Origin of the sequence: Pelagibius sp., assembly GCF_028281305.1 — a bacterium.
Lineage (GTDB): Bacteria > Pseudomonadota > Alphaproteobacteria > Kiloniellales > Kiloniellaceae > Pelagibius.
This window is the reverse complement of the sequence record NZ_JANQKD010000080.1, coordinates 122,858-144,379: the sequence shown is the minus strand read 5'-3', so window position 1 is coordinate 144,379 and position 21,522 is coordinate 122,858. Positions and strand designations below refer to the sequence as shown.

At 67.6% G+C, this 21,522-nt stretch carries 19 protein-coding genes; 8 read left to right on the top strand and 11 right to left on the bottom strand.

Annotated elements, in window-relative coordinates; translation table 11 throughout:
* Positions 1-3: 3 nt before the first annotated feature.
* Positions 4-597 (bottom strand): TetR/AcrR family transcriptional regulator, encoded by a 594-nt coding sequence (locus tag Q0982_RS15885; protein WP_299397129.1) that lies wholly within the window; start codon positions 595-597, stop codon positions 4-6.
* Positions 598-749: 152 nt separating this feature from the next.
* Here Q0982_RS15885 and Q0982_RS15880 point away from each other — a divergent pair, with 152 nt between their 5' ends.
* Positions 750-1,826, top strand: a complete 1,077-nt coding sequence (locus Q0982_RS15880) for an MBL fold metallo-hydrolase (protein WP_299397128.1) — start codon at positions 750-752, stop codon at positions 1,824-1,826.
* A gap of 80 nt (positions 1,827-1,906) precedes the next feature.
* On the opposite strand, the gene Q0982_RS15875 is transcribed toward Q0982_RS15880, so the two are convergent.
* Both Q0982_RS15875 and Q0982_RS15870 read right to left on the bottom strand, forming a co-directional pair.
* Positions 1,907-2,851, bottom strand: a complete 945-nt coding sequence (locus Q0982_RS15875) for an alpha/beta fold hydrolase (RefSeq protein ID WP_299397126.1) — start codon at positions 2,849-2,851, stop codon at positions 1,907-1,909.
* On the bottom strand, positions 2,838-3,143 hold the full coding sequence (locus Q0982_RS15870; protein WP_299397124.1) for a helix-turn-helix transcriptional regulator: 306 nt from the start codon (positions 3,141-3,143) through the stop codon (positions 2,838-2,840). Before Q0982_RS15870 ends, Q0982_RS15875 begins: the two co-directional genes overlap by 14 nt.
* Before the next feature lie 176 nt (positions 3,144-3,319).
* Here Q0982_RS15870 and rocF point away from each other — a divergent pair, with 176 nt between their 5' ends.
* The 3 genes from rocF to Q0982_RS15855 are packed head-to-tail and all read left to right on the top strand — an operon-like array spanning position 3,320 to position 6,433.
* On the top strand, positions 3,320-4,270 hold the full coding sequence (gene rocF, locus Q0982_RS15865) for an arginase (protein ID WP_299397122.1): 951 nt from the start codon (positions 3,320-3,322) through the stop codon (positions 4,268-4,270).
* Between the two features lie 40 nt (positions 4,271-4,310).
* A complete protein-coding gene (gene rocD, locus Q0982_RS15860; RefSeq protein ID WP_299397120.1) occupies positions 4,311-5,528 on the top strand; it encodes an ornithine--oxo-acid transaminase in 1,218 nt (405 codons plus the stop codon).
* A 14-nt stretch (positions 5,529-5,542) separates the two neighbouring features.
* Positions 5,543-6,433: an ABC transporter substrate-binding protein gene (locus Q0982_RS15855; protein WP_299397119.1), complete on the top strand. Its 891-nt coding sequence runs from the start codon at positions 5,543-5,545 to the stop codon at positions 6,431-6,433.
* Here Q0982_RS15855 and Q0982_RS15850 read toward each other — a convergent pair whose 3' ends face one another.
* The 3 genes from Q0982_RS15850 to Q0982_RS15840 all read right to left on the bottom strand — a co-directional run bounded on the left by Q0982_RS15850 (position 6,434) and on the right by Q0982_RS15840 (position 10,183).
* On the bottom strand, positions 6,434-7,189 hold the full coding sequence (locus Q0982_RS15850; RefSeq protein WP_299397117.1) for a trans-aconitate 2-methyltransferase: 756 nt from the start codon (positions 7,187-7,189) through the stop codon (positions 6,434-6,436).
* Positions 7,190-7,300: 111 nt separating this feature from the next.
* On the bottom strand, positions 7,301-7,783 hold the full coding sequence (locus Q0982_RS15845) for a peroxiredoxin (RefSeq protein ID WP_299397116.1): 483 nt from the start codon (positions 7,781-7,783) through the stop codon (positions 7,301-7,303).
* Positions 7,784-7,990: 207 nt separating this feature from the next.
* On the bottom strand, positions 7,991-10,183 hold the full coding sequence (locus tag Q0982_RS15840; protein WP_299397114.1) for a protein-disulfide reductase DsbD: 2,193 nt from the start codon (positions 10,181-10,183) through the stop codon (positions 7,991-7,993).
* A 338-nt stretch (positions 10,184-10,521) separates the two neighbouring features.
* Here Q0982_RS15840 and Q0982_RS15835 point away from each other — a divergent pair, with 338 nt between their 5' ends.
* On the top strand, positions 10,522-11,085 hold the full coding sequence (locus Q0982_RS15835) for a YqgE/AlgH family protein (RefSeq protein ID WP_322097042.1): 564 nt from the start codon (positions 10,522-10,524) through the stop codon (positions 11,083-11,085).
* Between the two features lie 85 nt (positions 11,086-11,170).
* On the opposite strand, the gene Q0982_RS15830 is transcribed toward Q0982_RS15835, so the two are convergent.
* The 4 genes from Q0982_RS15830 to Q0982_RS15815 form a co-directional block, all read right to left on the bottom strand.
* Entirely contained in the window at positions 11,171-11,758 is a 588-nt protein-coding gene (locus Q0982_RS15830; RefSeq protein ID WP_299397113.1) for a GNAT family N-acetyltransferase, read from the bottom strand.
* 13 nt (positions 11,759-11,771) lie between these two features.
* Entirely contained in the window at positions 11,772-13,028 is a 1,257-nt protein-coding gene (locus tag Q0982_RS15825) for a pitrilysin family protein (RefSeq protein ID WP_299397111.1), read from the bottom strand.
* Positions 13,025-14,446, bottom strand: coding sequence for a threonine synthase (thrC, locus tag Q0982_RS15820; protein WP_299397109.1), 1,422 nt, complete (start codon positions 14,444-14,446; stop codon positions 13,025-13,027). The genes Q0982_RS15825 and thrC overlap by 4 nt, the downstream gene beginning before the upstream one ends.
* A gap of 152 nt (positions 14,447-14,598) precedes the next feature.
* Positions 14,599-16,452, bottom strand: a complete 1,854-nt coding sequence (locus Q0982_RS15815) for a CARDB domain-containing protein (RefSeq protein WP_299397107.1) — start codon at positions 16,450-16,452, stop codon at positions 14,599-14,601.
* Between the two features lie 333 nt (positions 16,453-16,785).
* Between Q0982_RS15815 and Q0982_RS15810 the strand changes: the two genes are divergently transcribed.
* From Q0982_RS15810 to Q0982_RS15800, 3 genes are all read left to right on the top strand, one after another.
* Positions 16,786-17,958, top strand: a complete 1,173-nt coding sequence (locus tag Q0982_RS15810) for a PspA/IM30 family protein (protein ID WP_299397105.1) — start codon at positions 16,786-16,788, stop codon at positions 17,956-17,958.
* 79 nt (positions 17,959-18,037) lie between these two features.
* Positions 18,038-18,730 carry an OB-fold-containig protein gene (locus Q0982_RS15805; protein ID WP_299397104.1) on the top strand — a complete coding sequence of 231 codons (693 nt, stop codon included), beginning with the start codon at positions 18,038-18,040 and terminating at the stop codon, positions 18,728-18,730.
* 3 nt (positions 18,731-18,733) lie between these two features.
* On the top strand, positions 18,734-20,503 hold the full coding sequence (locus Q0982_RS15800) for a flotillin family protein (protein WP_299397102.1): 1,770 nt from the start codon (positions 18,734-18,736) through the stop codon (positions 20,501-20,503).
* A gap of 116 nt (positions 20,504-20,619) precedes the next feature.
* Here the strand turns inward: Q0982_RS15800 and Q0982_RS15795 are convergent, their stop codons facing one another.
* Positions 20,620-21,360 carry a hypothetical protein gene (locus Q0982_RS15795; RefSeq protein ID WP_299397101.1) on the bottom strand — a complete coding sequence of 247 codons (741 nt, stop codon included), beginning with the start codon at positions 21,358-21,360 and terminating at the stop codon, positions 20,620-20,622.
* Positions 21,361-21,522: the final 162 nt, after the last annotated feature.

Sequence of the window (21,522 nt, the reverse complement as noted above, 5' to 3'; positions counted from 1 at the left end):
CGCCTACGGTCTGCCGGATTGATCCAGGACCAGCAAGGCGCTGCGTACCATGTCGCGCACGGGCCCGAGGTCGCCATAAACCCGGTGCAGCACCGCCATGCCGCGGGTAACCCCGAGGAAGAAACGCGCCAAGGCTTGTGTATCCGCGTCCTCGGGAAGCCTGCCCGCGGCGCGGCCGCGCTCCAGCGTCTCCCGCAGCGCCGCCTCCGTGCGCAGGAAGTTCGCCTTCACGGCCTCCGCAGGCACGGGATCGCGGCCGCCGCACTCCATGGCGGTCTGGCACATCAGGCAGCCGTCGGGCGTGGAAGCCTCGGCCATGCGCGCCAGGTGGCTCTCGAAGAACCGCTCAAGGGCACGGCGGGGGTCGGGATCGGCCAGGGCCTCGCGGACCGCACCGCCGTAGCGTTCGCCATAGCGCGCGAGGGCGCGCAGCAGCAGAGCTTCCTTATCGCCGTAGGCATGGTAGAGGCTGCCGCGCTGCACGCCCGCGGCCGCCGCGAGATCGGCCATCGCGGTCTCGCCGTAGCCCTTCGCCCAGAACGTTTCCATCACAGCCTGGAGGACCGCGTCCTCGTCAAACTGCCGCACGCCGGCCATGGACACCCTCCTTCACGCGAAAGCCGCGCGCTTTTGCGGCACGGCGGCCTCTTGGCGTCATAAAAACAATATTTGACACTGATGTCAAACATCCCATCTACCGTCATGACGGGTGCCGATCCCCGGCCCCAAAACCGTGAGGAGAAACAGCCATGTCTGTGGCCAAAGACCGCCCGCGCGCCCCGAGATTCGCGGCCCCGGGCTTCGCGGCCCTGCATCCCTCGGCCCTGCGTCTGCGCACCGGCGCCTTCTTCAAATCCATCTTCCCGGCCGTTGCCCTGGCCGCGCTCGCCGCGCCTGCCCTGTTCGCCGCCCCGGCCCTGTTCGCCAGCGCGCCTGCAGACGCCGCAACGGCGCCGACCGTGCACAGCTTCGCCGCCCAACCCAAGCTGGTCGACACCACGAACACCCACTGGGTCGAGACCGACGAGGGTGTGATCGTGATCGACACCCAGCGCGTCTTCCCCGAGGCCGAGCGCGCGGTGCGGCACATCCAGAGAACAGGCAAGCCGGTCCTCGGCATCTTCATCACCCATGCGCATACCGATCACTACGGCGGGCTCTCGCTCTTCAAGGCCGCCTTCCCGGATGCGCCGGTCTTCGCCGCCGCGGAGACGACCCGCTCCATGCGCGAAGACAGCCGCGGCTACAACGCGGCGCGCAAGGCACGCCACGGCGACATCTTCCCGAGCCAGGACGTGATCAGCGCCAACCTGCCCGACCGGACCATCGACGACGGCGACGTGATCGAGCTGGGCGGCCTCCGCTTCGAGGTACACAAGATGGGCCCGAGCGAAGCGGAGGTGACCTCCATGCTCTACCTGCGCGACCATGGCCTGCTCTTCGTCGGCGACCTGATCAACGACGGCTTCGTACCGGCGCCGCTGGAAAGCCTCGACAACTGGCTGGTCCAGCTCGACGAGATCGAAGCACGCTATGCCGGCGACACCACCATCTTCATCGGCCACGGTCCGCACGGCCCCCTCGCCCCGGCGCTGGCGGCGCAGCGCGCCTACCTGGAAGACCTGGGCGCGGCAGTAACAGCGGCCATCGGGGACGGCGTGCTGGATGGCGCGGAGGCGGAAGCCATCGCCTTCGATCTGGAAGCCCGCTATCCCTATTGGCACGGGGTCGGCGGCAATGCCCGCATCGAGGTGCTGAGCGCGGTGGCCGGTTTCGTCGCCGAGCAGCGCGGTGCGGAGGTGCGCAGCGACGCCGCTTTCCGGTAAGGCAGCACGGCGGGGGTCGGTTCTCCGAGACCGGCCCCCTTCGCGCCAGCCCAGGGTGCGGCGCGCAAGAAAAAGCGCCGTCAGGCGAGAAACGCCAGCAGCGAGTCCACAACAGCCTCCGGCGCCTCCTCCGGAATGAAGTGGCCGCAGGGCAGCGGCGCGAAGGCCGCCTGCGGCGCCCAGGCGCGCCAGATCGCCGCCACATCGAAGTGGCGTCCCACCACCCCCTCTTCGCCCCAGAACACCAGGGTCGGGCAGGCGATCTGCCGGCCCGCCGCGCGGTCGGCGCGGTCGGCGGCGACATCCCCGGTCAGCCCGGCGCGAAAGCATTCGCACATCGCGGCAATCGCCGGCGCGCTGCTGGCGGCGGCGAGGTAGGCCTCCAGCGCGCGGGGATCGTAGGGCGCTGCCTGGCCCGGAAGGCCGGTCAGGATCTGACGCATGAAGGCCCGGGGGTCGCCGGCGATCAGGTGCTCGGGCAGCGGCGCGGGCTGGGTCAGGAAAAAGAAGTAGAAATAGTCCTGGGCGATGACACCGTCCGCCCGCTCGTAGAAATCGAGCGCCGGGACGATGTCCATGACCGCAAGGCGCTCCACCCGGTCCGGATGGTCGAGGGCAAGGCGGCGGGCCACCCGCGCCCCGCGGTCGTGGCCGACAAGAGCGAAGCGCCGGAAGCCGAGGCGTTCCATCACCGCCACCTGCTCGGCCGCCATCGTCCGCTTGTGGTAGGCCCTGTGGTCCGGGCTGGCCCCCGGCTTGTGGCTTTCGCCGCGCCCGCGCAGGTCTGTCAGGACGACGGTGAAGCGCTCCGCCAGGTGCGGCGCGATGCGATGCCAGCAGAGATGGGTCTGCGGATCGCCGTGCAGCATCAGCAGCGGCGGCCCCGCGCCGCCGACCAGGGCGAGGATCTCCCCCTCCGGCGCCGCAACCCGGCGCCGCTCGAAACCCGGCAGCAACGCGGCGTCCAGATCCGCCGGCGACAGTGTTTCAGCCGGTTGTCCAGCCCATGGCTCAGAGGGTGTCATTCAACCACGCCCGGTAGTCCGCAAGCCCGCCCTCGCTGCGGGAGAAGTAGGACCAGCGGCCGATGCGGTTCACGGCGACGAAGTCCGCGCGCCGCAGCAATTCGAGATGCCGGCTCACGGTCGGCTGACTCATGCCGAGCTTGTCGGCGATCAGCGTCACGCAGACGCCGATCTCCGCCGGGTCGCCGGTTTTCTGATGCGCGAAGTGCAGATGCGGGTCTTTCAGCCAGTCCAGGATCTGCATCCGCGCGTCGCTGGCCAGGGCCTTGCTCTGCTCGATGCGGTCGCTCATCGGTATTCCATTAATCTACTCATAGCTAAATGTCGATGAATAAGTTGGTAAGGGCTATCTGGGAGGCTTGGGGGCGCTTGACGCCCTCCCCGGGCGCGATTGCATTTCCCGGCAGATGGGTCACTCTGTCGGCCTGTCGAGCGTGACACGAATCTGCCGCGAAAGAGCAGGATTGGATGATCAAGAGAATGGCTGAGGACGGCCAGACCATCGCCCTGATCGGCGCGCCCACCGATGTGGGCGCCGGCCACCGGGGCGGATCGATGGGCCCGGAAGCGTTGCGGGTGGCGGGCCTGGCGGACGCGCTGCGGCTGCTGGGCTATGCGGTGGAGGACCGCGGCAATCTGGCCGGCCCATCCAACCCCAACACGGCACCGGTCGACGGCTACCGGCACTTGGCTGAAGTCACGGCCTGGTGCACGGCGGTGCGCGATGCGATCTACGACAGCCTTCAGGCCGGCGACTTCCCCATGCTGCTGGGCGGCGACCACTGCCTGGCCATCGGCTCCATCGCCGGGCTGGCGAAACACTGCGCGGAGCAGGACACGCCCCTGACCGTGCTGTGGCTGGATGCCCATGCCGACTTCAACACGCCCGAGACCTCGCCCTCCGGCAACATCCACGGCATGCCCGTGGCCGTGGCCGCCGGCTACGGGCCCGAGGCCCTGACCGGCCTGGGCCATGCCAAGCCGATGATCGACCCGGCGCGCATCATCCAGTTGGGCATCCGCTCGGTCGACCGCATCGAGAAGCGCATGGTGGTGGACTCCGGGCTGGAAGTGCATGACATGCGCCGCATCGACGAGAACGGCATGCGCAAGACCATGGACGTCATCCTCGGCCGCATCGCCAGCCTGGGCGGCCACCTGCATGTCAGCTTCGACGTCGACTTCCTGGACCCGGCCATCGCGCCCGGGGTCGGTACCACTGTGCCCGGCGGACCGACCTACCGCGAAGCGCAGCTCTGCATGGAAATGATCTACGATTCCGGCCTTATGAGCTCGCTCGACATCATGGAATTGAACCCGGCCTACGACGATCACAATCGCACGGCGGCCCTGGTGGTGGAACTGGTCGAAAGCCTCTTCGGCGAACAGATCCTCAGCCGCCACCATTCGACGCTCTAGCCCCCAAGCTCTGGGCCGGCACGAACAGCAGGAGCAGATCATGGCGCAAGGACAGCATTCGGCGCAGCAACTGATGGACATCGAGTCCGAGCTGGGCGCGCACAACTATCACCCGCTGGAGGTCGTGCTGACCCGCGGCGAGGGCATCTGGGTCTGGGACGTGGACGGCAAGCGCTATATGGACTGCCTTTCGGCCTATTCCGCGGTGAACCAGGGCCACTGCCACCCCAAGATCCTGAACGCCCTGATCGAACAGGCAAGCCGCCTGCCGCTCACCTCCCGCGCCTTCCACAACGACCAGCTCGCGCTTTTCTACGAGGAGATCTGCGCGCTCACCAACTCCCACAAGGTGCTGCCCATGAACAGCGGCGCCGAGGCGGTGGAGACGGCCATCAAGGCGGTGCGCAAGTGGGGCTATGAGGTGAAGGGCGTGCCCCACGACCAGGCCGAGGTCATCGTCTGCGAGGAGGCCTTCCACGGCCGCACCATCACCATCGTCGGCTTCAGCACAGACCCCAAAGCGCACCGCAACTTCGGCCCCTTCACCCCCGGCTTCAAGATCATCCCCTACGGCGACGCCGAGGCGCTGGAGCGGGCGATCACGCCCAACACCGTGGCCTTTCTGGTGGAGCCGATCCAGGGCGAGGCCGGCGTCAACATTCCGCCCGCCGGCTATCTGAAGCGCATCCGAGAGATCTGCTCGGCCAACACCGTGATGCTGGTGATGGACGAGATCCAGACCGGACTGGGGCGCACCGGCAAGCTCTTCGCCGAAGAGCACGAGGGCGTGGAAGCCGACGTCACCCTGGTGGGCAAGGCGCTGTCCGGCGGCTTCTATCCGATGTCGGCGGTGCTCTCCAACACCGAGGTGCTGGGGGTGCTGCAGCCCGGCCAGCACGGCAGCACCTTCGGCGGCAATCCCCTGGCCTGCGCAGTCGGCCGCGCGGCCCTGAAGGTCCTGACCGAAGAGGGGCTGATCGAAAACTCCGCCAGGCAGGGCGCCTACTTCCTCGATGAGCTGCAGAAGCTGCGCAACAACAAGGTGAAGGAGGTGCGCGGCCGCGGGCTGATGCTGGCGATCGAGTTCCATCCGGAGATCGGCGGCGCACGCCAATACAGCGAGGCGCTGCGCGCCGTCGGCATGCTGTGCAAGGAAACCCACGAGGACACCCTGCGCATCTCCCCGCCCCTGGTCATCAAACGCGACGAGGTGGACTGGGCGCTGGAGCGCATCGACCAGGTGCTGCGCGACACCTAAGAGAGGGGCGGCCCTTGGAGCGGATCAACATACAGTTCACGCTGTTTTCGGCCTTCTACTCGCCGCTGATCTCAGCAATGTCCGGCGGCTTTTTGAAGGCCGAAGGGCTGGACCCAGAGTGGTCGGTTGCAGCGCCCGGTGTCACCGCCATTGCGGCGCTGGAGGACGGCTCGGCCCATGTGGTGCAGTCGGCGCTCAGCCAGGGCCTGACGACCCTGAACAAGGGCGAGACGCCCACGGCGGTCCACTTCGCCCAGATCAACGAGATGGACGGCTTCTTCCTGACAGCCCGCAAGTCTGATCCTGAATTCACATGGAACAGGCTGGAGGGGGCGGAAGTGGTCGCCTTCGGCGGCGGCCAGCCGCTGGCGATGTTCAAGTACGCCTGCCACAAGGCGGGCATTGATTTTGCGAAGATCAAGCTGATCACGCCGGGCGGTGCCGCCGCCATCGACGCGGCCTTCCGCGCCGGCCAGGGCGACTACGTGCAGCAGCAGGGCCCGTTCCCGCAGCAGCTTCAGGCCGACGGCCTCGGCCATATCGTCGCGCAGGTCGGCCGGCAGATCGGCCCCTGCGGGTTCTCCAGCCTGGCAGCCAGACCGGACTGGCTGAAGACCGATATGGCCCGCGCCTTCATGCGCGCCTACGCCAGAACGCGGCGCTACATGAACGAGACCCCGGCGGCGGAGATCGCCCGCGCCGAGAAGCCCTACTTTCCGGACATCGATGAGGCGGTGCTGACCGACTGCATCGCCACCTATCAGCAGCTCGGCTGCTGGACCCCGCATGCGGAGATCACCCAGCAAGCCTTCGAAGCGACGCTGGATATCTACGCCTACAACGGCCTGCTGAAGGAGCGCTACCGCTACGACCAGGTCTGCGCGGCGCCGCCGGGCGGGGCCTGATCAGCCCAGGCGCCCGATGGGGATGAGTTCCGGCGAGTCCTGGGTACAGGGGCCGCCCTGCCAATCGCCGAGCCAGCGCTCGACCCGCAGCCCGGCGTTTTCCAGCATCGCCGCCAGCGCATCGCGTTCCGTGAAGCGCAGCTTCGAAGCGGCGGAGAAGGTCTGGCCGGAAGCGGCAACCCGATAGTGGGTCTTGTAGGTGACGATCCCGGTCGCCGGGTCCCGCGCCACGTCGTTCCAGGCTTCCACCGCACCCAGGCTCGGATGGACGAGGCTGCGCCGCGAGCCCTCCGGCGTCCAGCGGCGCCAGGCCCCCGCCGCCGGGTTGCGCGAATCGAAGATGAAGCGGCCCTCGGGCGCCAGATGGCGGGCGATGGTGGCGAGCACCGCACGCTGGTCGTCCTCGGTCAGGAAGACCTGGAAGGCATGGCCGGTGAGAACGATGAGATCGAAGCGGCGGCAGAGATCGAGGCCGCGGGCATCGGCCTCCACCCATTCGACCCTGTCGCCGCCGGGCCGCTGCCGCGCCACCGCGAGCATCGGTGCGGCGGGGTCGACCCACACCACGGTGCGGTCTTGCGCAAGGCGCGCCGCCAGTTCGCCGGTCCCGCAACCAAGATCGAGGACCGATGCGGCCCCCTCCGCCAAGTCCAGGCAAGTGTCGAAGTCCGCGGCCCAGCCGTTCTCCAGATCGTAGAACTGGGCCAGTTCCGGGTCCTGGTAGAGCCTGTCGTCATCCGGTTGGAAAGCGGTCATGGCAGGACCATACAAAACCGGGATGCGGCGGACGTCAAACGGCCCGCCTCCCCTTGCCCAAACAGGGCCGGAGACGGGCCGCCGATGTGTCGTCTTGAAACCGGATGCGGTTTACAGCTTGGCCAGCATGGCCTCGGCGCTGGAGACCTCGAAGGCGCCCGGCTCTTCCACGTTCAGGGTGGTGACGGTGCCGTCCTCCACGATCATGGCGAAGCGCTGGGCGCGGGTGCCCATGCCGAAACCGCTGGCGTCGAAGTCCAGCCCCAGCGCCTTGGCGTATTCACCGTTGCCGTCGGCCAGCATCACCACAGCATCGCCAACCGACTGATCCTTGCCCCAGGCATCCATGACGAAGGCGTCGTTGACCGACATACAGGCGATGGTGTCGACGCCTTTGCCCTTGAGGTCGCCGGCATGCTGGACGAAGCCGGGCAGGTGCTTGGCCGAACAGGTGGGCGTGAAGGCGCCGGGCAGCGAGAACAGCACCACCTTCTTGCCGCCGAAAAGGTCGTCAGTGGAGATCTCTTCCATCCCCTCGCCGGTGATGTGCTTGAAGGAGCCGCTGGGTGCGCGGTCGCCAACCTTGATCGTCATGGTGCAGTTTCCCCTGAATTGATGGCCCGGCCCCGGCATGCCCGCATGGGGCGGACCTGCAGGAAGATGTCCGGGCGTGAAGAGTTCTGTCGTGAGAGGCGCCAGGGCCCCGGCGCGCGAGGCGCTGACCGAAAGATAGGCCGCAATGCGTGGCATTCCAAGGGCAAGGCGTGGCCTGCGCGGCAGACCGGCTTCAGGAAACCGGCTTCAGGAACCCCCGCCGCCCGCCTTTAGCAGGCCTGTCTGCGCCGTCGCGTTGCCGGCCGCGGCCTCCAGGGCTTCGGTCACGGCATCCACGCTCAGCAGCTCGGGCAGCGGCAGACCCTCCGGCGCGCCGGGGCCGTAAACCGCGTTGAAGGGTATGCCGTAACGCTGGAAGCCGGCGAGATAGGCGGAGATCTCGTCGCTCGGCAGGGTCCAGTCGCCGCGCATCTGCACCACCTCCGGCGCCGCCAGCAGCCCGGTGACCGCCTCGCTATCCAGCACCAGCTTCTTGTTGACCTGGCAGGTGATGCACCAGTCGGCGGTCACGTCGACGAAGACCACCTGACCGGCATTCACCAGGTCGGCGATGGCAGCCTGGTCGAGCGGACGCCAGGCCTCCTCCGCGGCGGTCCCGCGCGTCTCGACCGCGGTCTGCGGAAGGCCGCTGGGCAGCGCCAAGACGGCCACCGCCAGAAGGGTCGCCGCCGCCGGAGTGGCGAGGCGGTGCCTCTGCATGAGGTTCGGCCCGGCCCAGAGCACCAGACCGAGACCGAGCAGCAGGCCGCCAGCCACCAGGGCGGCCGCCAGGCCGATCTGCACCGCGAGGACGGAGAGCAGCCAGACTGCGGTGCCGGCCAGCAGGAGCCCGAGGACACGCCGGAGCGTGATCATCCAGGCGCCCGGCCGCGGCAGCCAGGACACCAGGCGCGGCGCCGCCGCGACCAGCAGGTAGGGCAAGGCAAGCCCGATGCCGAGGGCAGTGAAAATCAGGTAGATCTCCGCGGCACCGCGCGACAAGGCGAAGCCGACGGAAGTGCCGAGGAAGGGCGCCGAACAGGGCGTCGCCAGAAGGGTCGCCAGCGCCCCGGTGCCGAAGTTCCCGGCCAGAGTGCTGTTCGCGCCGCCAACCGAGCCGAGACCGCCGAGGACGGCCGGCAGCGGCACCTCGAAAAGCCCCATGAGGTTATAGGCGAAGAGCGCCATCACCAGCGCCATGGCGCTGAGGAAGAGCGGCTGCTGGAACTGGATGCCCCAGCCGACCGCCATGCCGGTGGCTTTCAGCGCCACGGCCGCCGTGGCCAGCACCAGGAAGGAAAACAGGATCCCCGCTGCCGAAGCCAGGAAGCCGGCGCGGATCTGGCGGCGTTCCTTGCCGCCCTGCTCCGCGATGGAGAGCAGCTTGATGGAGAGCACGGGCAGCACGCAGGGCATGAGATTCAGAATGAGGCCGCCAAGCAGCGCCAGCCCGAGAAGCCCCAGCAGCGCCGCGGGGTCGGCAAAGATGCTCCCGGCGCCGGCGCCCGGCACCGGCGCGGTGGCAAAGCGCGCGATGCTCGGCTGCTCCAGCCCGCGCAGGCCATCGGTCACCGTGAGGGTGAGCTGCTTGCCTTCGAGCACCGTCTGCTCAAGGTGGGTGCTGGTGGCAACGCTGAGGGTGGCGAGCCGTCCGTCCTCGGACAAGGCCACCTCGGGCTTGGCGAAGGTGAAGCCCGGCGGCCCCTCCACCAGCAGATCCGGCGCATCGAAGGGCGTTTCGGAGCGCGCGGTCACCTGCAGCACCGGCGCCTCCAGGCTGCCGGTCAGGGCCGCGCTTTCCAGGCTGAGGCCGCGTTCGGCCCCGCGGCCCGGCACCTGGCGGTTGAAGCTCTCGATGAAGAAGGCCTCCGGCGCACGGGTCTCCGGGCCCGTGGGCAGGCCGAGGCTGAGATTGGCCTGATAAGGAATGCAGATCTCTTCGCAGATCAGGTAGTCGACGCTGGCGGTGAGGAGCAGCGGCTGGGCCGGATCGGCCGGCACCGCGTCCACCGGCAGCACCACGCGGTCGCCGTAGCCGAAGGTTTCCAGGCCGAACAGCGAAAAGCGGTGGGGCACCGGCCAGGCGATCTCGCCGCTTGCCAGATTCTGCGAGCCGCTCCAGTCGATCGACGGCGGAAAACCGGCATCGCCGGGGCTGCGCCAGTAGATCTTCCAGCCCGGCTGGAGATCGAACTCGAGGCCCAGCAGAGCCTCAGGACCGGACACCGTCTGGCCGGCGGACACCAGGCGCACCCGCACCTGTTCCTCCGCCGCCCAGTCGCTGGCAGCGGCAAGCGCATCGCCGACACCGGCCGCAAGCCCGGCCACAGCCACGGCGCCGAAGGCAAAGGCCTTCAGCCCGCTGCTTCTGCCTGCTCCGCCTCGGCTCCGTCCGCTCATTGCCATTCGTATACTGCCAAAACCGCGCCTGCGCCCCACAGTGCGCCCCACAGGGCGCCCCAGAATAACCGCATTGTCGGGCCAGACTGTCTCTGCCCGCAATGATCTGGGCCACAATTGATCTGGGCCACAAAAGCCTCTGGGGCATATAGCCGGCCCGCCCCATAATATCCAGTGGCCTTGATGCCGCGCTCACAATATCGTGTCACGGGCGCCCGGGTGGGGATTTGGACCCCGGCCGGAATGAGGTTAAGATAAGGATTGCAAGAGCTTAACGGCGCAGATAGGAGAACAGCGAGCCCCCTGACACAGCCCTTGGGGCCGGATCGACGAAGCTCATGGACAGCCAGGAATTCCTAACCGGCCAGTTGCTCATCGCCATGCCCAGCATGCGCGACGCCCGTTTTGCCCGCAGCGTCATCTATGTCTGCGCCCACCACCCCGACGGCGCCATGGGGCTGGTGATCAACCGCCTCGTCGGCGCCATCACCTTCACCGACCTCTTGGCACAGCTCGGCATCGAACCGCCGCGGCTGAACGAGGAGATCCGCGTCCACTTCGGCGGACCGGTGGAATCGGGGCGCGGCTTCGTCCTGCATTCCGGCGAATACAATCAGGACTCGACCCTGCAGGTGAACGACGCCATCGCGCTGACCGCGACCACCGACATCCTGCGCGACATCGCCGCGGGGGCCGGACCCAGGCGGCGGCTGCTGGCGCTGGGCTATGCCGGCTGGGGGCCGGGACAGCTCGATTCCGAGATCCAGGCGAATGGCTGGCTGCATGTGGCGCCCGACGAAGAGCTGGTCTTCGACAGCGACCTGGACAACAAGTGGGAGCGGGCCATCGGCAAGCTCGGCGTCGACATCTCCATGCTCTCCGGCGAGGCCGGCCACGCCTGATTCCCTGGCCTGATCCCCCGGTCTGATTCCCCGGTCTGATTCCCCGGGCCTTGGCCCGGCGCCTCATCGCTGGCTCCGAAGCCGATCAAAGACGCGGGTCGTCGCGCAGCAGTTCGAACAGCAGGTGGTCCTGCCACTTGCCGTTGATGCGCAGATACTGGCGGGCATAGCCCTCCTGGCGGAACCCGACCTTCAACAGCAGGCTGCGGCTGGGGTCGTTGTGCGGCAGGCAGGCCGCTTCGATGCGATGCAGGCCCAGTTCCTCGAATGCGAACTCCACCACCGCCAGCACCGCCTCGGTCATGTAGCCCTGGCGGGCGAAGCGCTCGCCGATCCAGTAGCCCATGCTCGCCGCCTGGGCGACGCCGCGGCGCACGTTGGACAGGGTGACGCCGCCCATCAGTCCGCTGTCGCCGAGGCGGTAGACCAGAAAGCTGAAGCCGGTGCCCTGGCGCCATTCCTGGTTATAGGCCTTCAGGCGCCGGCGAAAGGCCTGCCGGGTCAGCGCGTCGTGCGGCCAGGTGGGTTCCCAGGGCACGAGGAACTCGCGGCTTTCCTCGCGCAGCAGCGCCCAGGTCCTCCAGTCCGCCATGCGCGGCGGGCAGAGGTAGACCCGCGGCCCTTCGAGACGGACCGAGAGGGGGCCGTCGCCGCGAAAGACCGTGAAGAGCATGGCCTGTCCCCGATCACGCGAAGCGCGCCGCAAGCCGCTCGGCAGGTTCCAGCTGCGAGAGAGGACCAAGGGCGGTTACGGTGGGGGCGGAGGCGAGGAGCCCGGCGGCAACGCGCTGCAGATCGGCGGCGGTAACGGCGGCAATCTTCTCGAGCACCTCCGATACCGGAAGCGAGCGTCCGTAGATGAGAAGCTGCTGCGCCAGCTGCTCGGCCCTGGCGGAAGAGCTTTCGCGGCTCATCAGAAGAGACGACTTCACCTGGGCGCGGGCGCGGTCCAGCTCCTCTTCGTCGATCGCACCGGTCAGCTTGGCCAGTTCGTCGCAGACCACCGGGATCAGCTCGGCAACCTCCCGCTCGCCGGTGCCGGCATAGATTCCGAACAGCCCGCCGTCCAGGAAGGCCGAGTGGAAGGAGTAGACGGAATAGACCAGGCCGCGCTTCTCCCGCACTTCCTGAAACAGCCGCGAGGACATGCCGCCGCCGAAGAGCATGGAGAGCAGGGACAGCGCGTAGTAGTCGTCGTCGAGGTAGCCGGGCGCATCGAAGCCGAGCAGCAGGTGCACCTGCTCCAGCTCGCGGTTCTCGCGCCGGTCGCCGCCACGGTAGGCGGCGGGATCGGTGGCGCCGTTGGTGCCGAAGGCGGTGTCGCCGAAGGCCTCCGCGACCTGGGCGACGAAGCGCTCGTGTTCGACATCGCCCGCGGCGGCCAAGACCATCTGGCCTGGACCGTAGTGGCTCTCCATGTAGTCGCAGAGGGCGGCCCGGCTGAGCCCGGCCACCGTCGCGCTCTCGCCCAGCACAGGGCGGCCCAGGGCCTGCGCCGGATAGGCGGTTTCCTGAAAGTAGTCGAAGACGATGTCATCGGGGGTGTCGAGGGCCTGACCGATCTCCTGCAGGACCACCGCCCGCTCGCGCTCCAGTTCCTCCTCCAGAAAAGTCGGGTGCTGCAGGATGTCGGCGACGATGTCGAGGGCCAGCCCGGCATCCTCGGACAGCACCTTGGCGTAGAAGGCCGTGTTCTCGCGGCTGGTGTAGGCATTGAGGTGGCCGCCCACGGCCTCGATCTGCTCGGCGATGTCGCGCGCCGAGCGCTGCTCCGTGCCTTTGAAGGCCATGTGTTCGAGCAGGTGGGCGATGCCGTTCACCTCGGGCGTTTCGTGCCGGGTGCCGGCGCCGACCCAGGCGCCCAGGGACACCGTAGCCGTCCCCGGCATGGCGTCGCTGGCGACGGTCAGCCCAGACGGCAGGCGGGTGACCTGCACGCTCACGCCGCGCCCCGCGTATCGGCGTCGGCCGGCGGGCGGTTGCCGCCGATAAAGCGCTGCAGCGCCGAGAGGTCGTTGGGCAGCACGGTGCAGCGTTCCTCGCGCTCGTAAAGGTCTGCCAGACGTGGTGGCAGGTCGGGGTGCACTCCGGCGGCCTTTTTCACGGCATCGGGAAACTTGGCCGGATGCGCACAGGCCAGGGCAACGACCACGCTCACATCGTCGCGCAGAGCCGCCGCAGCCGCTGCCGTGCCGATGGCCGAGTGCGGATCCAGCAATTCACCGCTGGCCTTGTAGCGGGCGGCGATCTCCGCCAGGGTCTCGGCATCGTCCAGACGGTGGCAGTCGAAAAGACGGCGCAGGCGCTGCAGTTGCTCCGGCGTGACCGCGAAGCGCCCGGTCTGGCGGAAGCCCTGCAGGGTCTGCGCGACCGCGTCGCCGTCGCGGTCCAGTACGTCGAAGAGCAGGCGCTCGAAGTTGGAGGAGACCTGGATGTCCATGGAGGGCGAGAGCGTCGGGCGCACATCAGCCATCTCCATGGCGCCGCTGTTGAAGAAGCGGGTGAGGATGTCGTTGCTGTTGGAGCCGACGATGAGCTGGCTCACCGGCAGGCCCATGCGCCCGGCGGCATAGGCGGCGTAGATGTTGCCGAAGTTGCCGGTCGGCACGGAGAAAGCCACCGCGCGGTCCGGCGCCCCCAGCGCCACGGCGGCGACGAAGTAGTAGACGATCTGGGCCATGATCCGCGCCCAGTTGATGGAGTTCACCGCCGAGAGGTTCATGGTGTCGCGGAAGGCCATGTCATTGAACATCGCCTTCACCTGATCCTGGCAGTCGTCGAAGGTGCCTTCCAGGGCGATGTTGTGGACATTGGACGACAGGATGGTTGTCATCTGCCGGCGCTGCACCTCCGAGGTGCGGCCCTTGGGATGGAGCATGAAGATGTCGACCTGGGCGCGGTCGCGGCAGGCTTCGATGGCCGCCGAGCCGGTGTCGCCGGAGGTCGCACCGATCACCGTTACCCGCTCGCCGCGTGCCTTGAGGACATGATCGAACAGGCGGCCGACCAACTGCAGCGCATAGTCCTTGAAGGCCAGGGTCGGCCCGTGGAAAAGCTCCATCAGCCAGGTGCGCTCGTCGAGCTGCTTCAAGGGGGCCACTGCCCGGTGCTCGAAGTCGGCATAGGTTTCCTGAAGGATGCGTTTCAGGTCGGCCTCGGCGATGCTGTCGCCGACAAAGGGCCGGATCACCGCAAAGGCGACCTCGGCATAGGGCTTGCCGGCGAGGCTGCGGATCTCTTCCGGCGAGAAACTCGGCCAGCTCTCCGGCAGGTAAAGGCCGCCGTCACGCGCCAAGCCGGTCAGCAATACGTCGTCAAAGGAAAGCACGGGCGCAGCGCCGCGCGTCGAGATGTACTTCATGGCCAGCGATCCGAAAGCCCCAGTCGCACAAACCCCAGGGCGAGCTTAAGCCCCAGCGGCAGAAGGGCTAATCTAGACGCGCTGCGGGGGCGCCGCAAGGCGCGGCTCCCCCACCCGTTCCCCCGCCAGGCTCCCGGGGATCGGCGGCATGGTTAACCGCCGAAGTGCGCCTTGTTGTTGGCCTCGTCCTGCTCGGCGACCCGGTTGGGATGGTCGACCTTCAGGGTGATCTTGCGCGCCTTTTTTACGGGCGCCTGAAAATCAACCACCACCCAGGCTTTGGCACCGGCTGTCAGCGGCGGCACGGCGACGCTGCGGCGGATCCGCTGACCGTCGCCCTTGCGGTAGATGGCGCGCAGAGTGGTCGCCGCAGCCGGGCCCGCACCGCGGTTGACGACCAGCACCCGCAGGCGCGCCTTCCGCTTGCCCTTCACGCTGCGCTGGATGGCAAGGTCGGGCAGCAGAGCCAGCACAGCCGTCTGCCGGCCAGCGGGGGCGGCGTTGCTGCGCGCCGCGGGGGAGGCGGAGTCCGCCGTCAGGCTGGCAGTGGCGGCCGGACGCGCCCCGCCCTGGGGGCGCGGCGCCAGGGTCAGGTCGCCGAAGCCGGCGATTTCCGGGCGGACGGCCGGGTCCACGCAGGCGAACTCGTAGCCGCGCTTGGGCACCGAGGCGATGATGGCGCCGCTCTCGCCGGTCACGTTGAAAGCCAGGTCGAGGATCTGTTTCTTCAAGCCGCCACCCGAGGGGCCGGTTGCCAGGGTCGCCTGCGGGTCGGTCTGCCAGTTCAGCTTGCGGTCGGCGACGACAAAGGCCACGTCGCCCTGCTGCACGGCATAGGCCTCGGGCTTCGACAGGTAGCCGTTGCCGACGAAACCGGCATAGCCGGCGGCCGGGCCGCGGCCAACGATCATGCCGTAGAGCCGGATGGTGTCGATGCAAAGCTGGCGGCCGACCATGACCTTCTCCAGTGCGACCACCTGCATCTTCACCTCGGGCCGCAGGACAGTCTGGAAGTCCGTCGCGCCGGGCTCAACGCATTCCATGGTGTATTCCGCCCAAGGTGTCCGGAAGTCGTGGCTGACACCGACGATCCGCACGAAGCCGCTTTCCGCCCAGTCGACGTCGTGCTCGGCGTCATAGTTGTTCTTGATCCTGTACTGGTGGCTGAACATCGCCGTCCTGGCATGGTCGGTGGTGACGCTGTGGACTTCGCTGAGGCGGCCTTCCTGGTTCTTGTAGCGGAAGCGCACCTCCGTATCCGCCCGGTCGGTCTGGATGACGCCGCTGAGGACGATCTTGCAGAGCCCTGAAGGACCGTACTGCTCGAGGAGCGAGAGGCTGGCGTGCTCGACCTCGGCATCGCCGATAGTGAGGCCGCCGGCGGCCCCCAGAGGCACGGCACCCGGCCACTTCTGACAGACCAGAGTCAGCTTCCTGTGGTCATCCCATGAGGGCGAGGGCTCGTCAGGGATGTCGCTGCCCGGGGCGCCCGTCATCTCGTAAGCAAGATGAGTCGTAACGGCGAGTTCGATCCTGCGGTCCTCGGCGAAGATCGCCTTGTCGCCCAGACCGCCGGCGCGCAGGCTCTGCGCCAGGCTGTTGCATTGGCCAAGGGCGAGGGTCTCAAGGGAGGATCCGGGGACCGTCACCGGGACGGTGCCGCTCCAGGACCGGGGTCGGTCGTTGCCGAAGGATTTGTGATGGCCGTCCTCGCGGTACTGCGGCCAGTACTGCCGGCCGACACCCTCCAGGCCAAGGCCCAGCCAGGCGGTGAACCACACGACGCGGCCGAACTGGCCGGCGTCGACCTCGACATGGACATTGGCCATAAGGTTCGAAAGCGGCGCCAGCCTGTGATAGCTGCTGCCGTTGCTTTGGACGACGATCTCGTCGGTCACGAGGGACTGAACATATACGCTGCCAATATCGGCATGGGACGGTGACGTCAGCAGGCTGCTGGTCAGGAACACCGTCGTGAATGCCGTGGCGAAGAGGTGGCGGTGCATGATCGCTCTCCTGTTCGGCATGGGTGTCTGAAACCACTGATGCTGTTCCTGGGTCGCCTGGCTGAGGATCAAAGTTCAAAGGCCCCCTTCCAGGCGCGCCCTTGAGAGGTCCGTCAGGCCCGTCTGTGCTCCATGCGAGAGGCGGGATTTCGGCGCCCCGGCCAACGCCGCGGCAACTCGAACCGAGGACGGGCGCTCAAAATTCCTATATTTTTCAACTTGTTGATGCGATCCGGCGGGGGCCTCATGACACTGTCGTCAAAAGGTCATATACTGTCCCTTGACGAAAGGACAAATCATCCCCTTATATAACCATGAAGCGTGGAGAGAGCGATGCATTCTACCGAAGCGGTTTTGCACTTGCACCCCTCGGAGGAACAGGGCCAGCAGATGCGCAGCTATGCCGTGCGCTATGCGGAGGCCGCGAACTGGCTGGCCCAGCTCGTCTTCGACGCAGGCATCACCGATCAGGTCCGTCTGCATCGTCTCTACTACAGCCGCCTGAGAGAGCGCTTCGACCTGCCGGCCCAGGCCGCCGTGCTGTGCCTGAAGCACATCGCCCGGCTCTGCCGCAAGGCGGTGGTCGTGCCCAAGGTCTCAGCCGAGGGCCCGGTGCCCTTCGACCGGCATCTCTACTCGATGAAGTCGGTCGACGCGGTCTCCCTCTCCACGCTCTCGGGGCGGGTCGTCGTGCCCTGCACGCTGACGACCTATGCCCAAGGGGAGTTTCTGGTTGGCAGCGCCGAGCTCTGCCATCTCGACGGCGAGTGGGTCTTCATCCTGCGCACTGCGCTCAGCGAGGACCTGCTGCACCGTCACCGCCTAGGAAAGGAGCAGTTCATGCCCGATAGCCTTTTGAACCGCATCACCCGCCTGGTTTCCGGTTTGACCCACAGCGCGATCGAGCAGGCCGAGCAGGCCGCCTCCGTGCCGATCATGGAGCAGGCGATCCGCGACATCGACGATGCCGTCAAGGAGGTGCGCAGCGAGGTCGGCAAGCATGAGGCGACCAAGCACAACGCCCGCCGCCGCATGGCCGAACTGCAGCAGGAGCACGATTCGCTGAGCGAAAAGATCGCGCTCGCCGTCGAGGAAACCAAAGAGGACCTGGCGGAAGCCGGCATCGGCCGCCAGCTCGACATCGAGAACCAGTTGGCGCTGCTGGAGCGCACCCTGGCCGAGGCCGACGAGGAGATCACCAAGCTGACCGACTCCCTGGCCGCCCTGCAGGCCAGCCGCCGCGAGGCGCAGAGCCGCCTGCGCGACCTCAAGGCCGCCGCCCCGGCCAACGGCAACGGCGCCCCCGCCGGCGGCAGCAAGGCCCAGAGCCAGGCCGATGCCGCGATGGATGCGGCCCAGCGCCTGGGCGAGAAGTTCACCGGCCTGCCGGCTGAGGACAGCACCATCAGCAGCCGCGACCTCGACGACCTGGCGGAACTGCATCGCCAGCACGCGATCCAGGAACGCCTGGCGCGGCACAAGGCCCGCCTCAAGAGCGCCGATTAGCGGCCCCGGGCTTGGCGGCCACGTCAGAGGAGGCACGCCAAAGGAGGAGTGACAGCATCAACAGAGGGGAGCCTGCGCCATGTCATCGGTCGGATTCTTTTTCGCGGATCAGAACAGTCCGTTTCTGGTAACCGCTGTCGTCACCCTGGTCATCGCCGGCATCGAGATCCTGAGCGTCCTGCTGGGCCTCGGCCTGTCGGACCTGATCGACGACGTGATGCCGGACCTGGATATCGAGGGCGACCTCGACACCGAGATGCCGGACGCAGGCGGCGGCATTCTGGCCGATGCCATGTCCTGGCTGAACGTCGGCCGCGTGCCCTTTCTGGTTCTGCTGATCGCCTTTCTCACCCTCTTCACCGTCAGCGGCTATGGCCTGCAGCTTCTGGTCGGCGGCGCATTGGGCTTTTACCTGCCGGCGCTGCTTGCCGCGCCGGCAGCCCTGGCCGCTGCCCTGCCGGCAACCCGCTGGACCAGCCGCGGCCTCGCCCGCATCGTCCCGCGTGAAGAGACCTATGCAACCGGCAACGACGACCTCGTCGGGCGCGTTGCCACCGTCACCCTGGGGCCCGTCACCCGACGGGCGGCCGGCAAAGCCAAGGTCGCCGACCGACACGGCAACCTGCATTTCGTCCGCGTCCGCGCGGCCAGCCGGGGTGAACGCTTTCAGACGGACGCGGAGGTGCTGCTGGTCGGCTACAAGCGCTCCCTCTTCGAGGTGATCGCGCCGCCGGGCAGCCTTTCTTCCAATCAAAATCAGGATGGGGAATAGACAATGGAAATCATTTTTCTCGCCGGTTTCGGCACACTTGCTCTTGTCGTCATTGGATTCATCTTCGCCCGGCTTTACGTACGCGCGCCCAAGGACCTCGCCTTCGTGAAAACCGGCCTCGGCGGGCAGAAGGTTGTCCAGGACGGCGGCGCCCTGAAGCTGCCGGTGCTGCATGACATCACCTGGGTCAACCTGCGCACCCTGCGCCTGGAGGTGAACCGCCAGCGCGAAGCGGCGATGATCACCTTCGACCGCATGCGCGTCGACATCGGCGTGGAGTTTTACGTGCGCGTGAAACCGAACCGGGAAGCCATCGCCCTGGCCGCCCAGACCCTGGGTGAGCGCACCCTGGAAGGCGAGCAGTTGCGCGAACTGGTGGAGGCTAAGTTCGTCGACGCCCTGCGCGGTGTCGCCGCACAGATGAACCTGAACGACCTGCACGAGAAGCGCACCGACTTCGTTCAGAAAGTGCAGAACGCCGTCGCCGGCGACCTCGAGCAGAACGGCCTGGAACTGGAGTCGGTCTCGCTGACCACCCTGGACCAGACCTCGGCCGAGTTCTTCAATCCCAACAACGCCTTTGACGCCGAAGGCCTGACCCGGCTGACGGAGATCACCCAGCAGAAGGCCAAGGAGCGCAACGAGATCGAGCAGGAAACCCGCGTCGCCATCGAGCAGCGCAACCTGGAGGCCGACCGCCGCGCCTTTGAAATCAGCCAGGAGAAGGACTACGCCAGGCTGGAAACCGAGCGCAACGTGGCGAACTACACCGCCGAGACCCGTGCCGAGACGGCACAGAAAGAAGCCGAGGCCAAGCGCCTTGAAGACGAGGCGGCCATCCAGGCCACGCTGGCGGTGGAGCGCAAGCAGATCGAGTCCGACCGCGATGTGGAGCTGACCCGCCAGGACAAGGCGATCACGGTGGCCACCAAGTCGCAGGAGGAATCGCTGGCCGCGGCCGAGGCCAACAAGGCCCGCGCCAGCGCGGTGCGCGAGGAGGAGCAGGTGAAGACCGTCGCCCGCGTCGCCGAGGCCGAGCGCCAGAAGGCGGTGGCCATCGTCGCCGCCCAGGAACAGGCCGAGAAGAACGCGGTCGGCGTCACCGTCGCCGCCGAGGCCGAACGCCAGGCCTCCGAGGACGAGGCCCAGGCGACCCTGATCACCGCACGCGCCAGCTCAGAGGCGACGAAGATCGCCGCCGAGGCCGATGCCGCCCGCTACAAAGTGGAGGCCGAGGGCCAGGAGGCGATCAACGCCGCGCGCAACGTACTGGACGACCGCATCATCGCCCTGGAGCTCAAGAAGGCCCTGATCGAGGTGATGCCGGAGGTCATGGCCGCTTCGATGAAGGCGGTGGAGAAGATCAAGGACATCCGCGTCATCGACTTCGGCCAGGGCATGCCCGGCGGCAACGGCCTGATGCCGTCCCTCGCCGGCCCCAACGGCGGCGGTACGGGCAGCCACGCCGGCGGCGCCCTGCAGGGCGGCGGCAGCCTGCCCGACAACATCGTCCAGTCGCTGCTGAACTACCGCATGCAGGCCCCGCTGGTGGACGAGTTGCTCACCGACCTCGGCTTCAAAGCCGGCGAGAACCCGAACACCATGCTGCACCGGCTGTCCCAGGGCATCGCAGACGGCCAGTCCCGGGACAACGGAACCGCCGATGACGGCGATGCCGTTGAGGCCGCCAACGAGCCGGTTGGGAAGGAAACCCAGCCCCCGGCCCTGCCGAAGCGGCCCACTCCGGAAAGCGGTGCCGAAGGCACCGCCTGAGTATCCGTATCGCCTTAGCGGCCCGTCCCCAAGCGGGATGCGGACAGACAAGAAGGCCCGCCGTCAGGCGGGCCTTCACTGTTGGGGCAGAGCGGTTCAATCAGTCGGCAGTTCAATCAGTCGATGGTGCCGCCGGAGGCATCGACCCCGCCCCGGTCACGGCCACCGCCGCGGTCGCTGGAGTCATCGCGACCGCGGTCACGACCGCCATCGTCGCGCTGGTCGTCGTCGGTGGCCCGGATGATCCGCGGATCCGTCTGCTCTTCGCAGGACACCGTGTGGCTGTCGAAGACTGAGGCCACTTCGTTCGGCGCAACGACCTGCACCCGGAAGGCGAGGTTGCGCAGACCATGAGGATCGTCCTGCTCTGCCGTAGGGCCGGTGCCGAAGAGGCGTTCGAAGAAATCCGGATCCCGGGTTTCCCGCGGCTCTGCCGGCGGATCGAAGACGGCGACCGAGGCGCCGGCATCCGCCTGCGTGCTCTCGGAGAGGGCGACCTGATGGCTGGCCTGCGCCGCAAAGCGGCCGTCTTCGGTGACGTTGGCCTGCGCCCTGAAAATCTGCGACTCGCGGCCATCGTTGGTGACGATCTTGTAAGACAGCGTCCCCGGCGAACGGGCGCCGAGCCGCACGTTGAGCGCATAGGCCATCGGACAGGAACCGGCCATCTGAGCCGGCACCACATCGAGGCTCGCAGTGGTGGCCTGAAAGACGTCACTGCGCGCCGCAAGCTGCGTCGCGGCATCGCCGATCAGGCTGCCGGACGGCAGGCCGCTGTCGGCCGCGGCAAAGCCGGACCCCAGCATCAGCGCCGTGGCGGAAACCAGCAGGCTCCTGGTCATTGTATGGACGAGCATGAGTGTTCTCCCCTTGCCCCAGGTGTTCGCTAGCCAGTAGGTCGACGCGGACCCCAGGATGGTTCACAACCGGCCCGAAGACTTCGGATTGGCGGGAAAAGTCAAAAAAATCAGAATCTTGCAGTGCGCTCGCGACCCTCCGGAGCCGCTGGCTTCACGGAT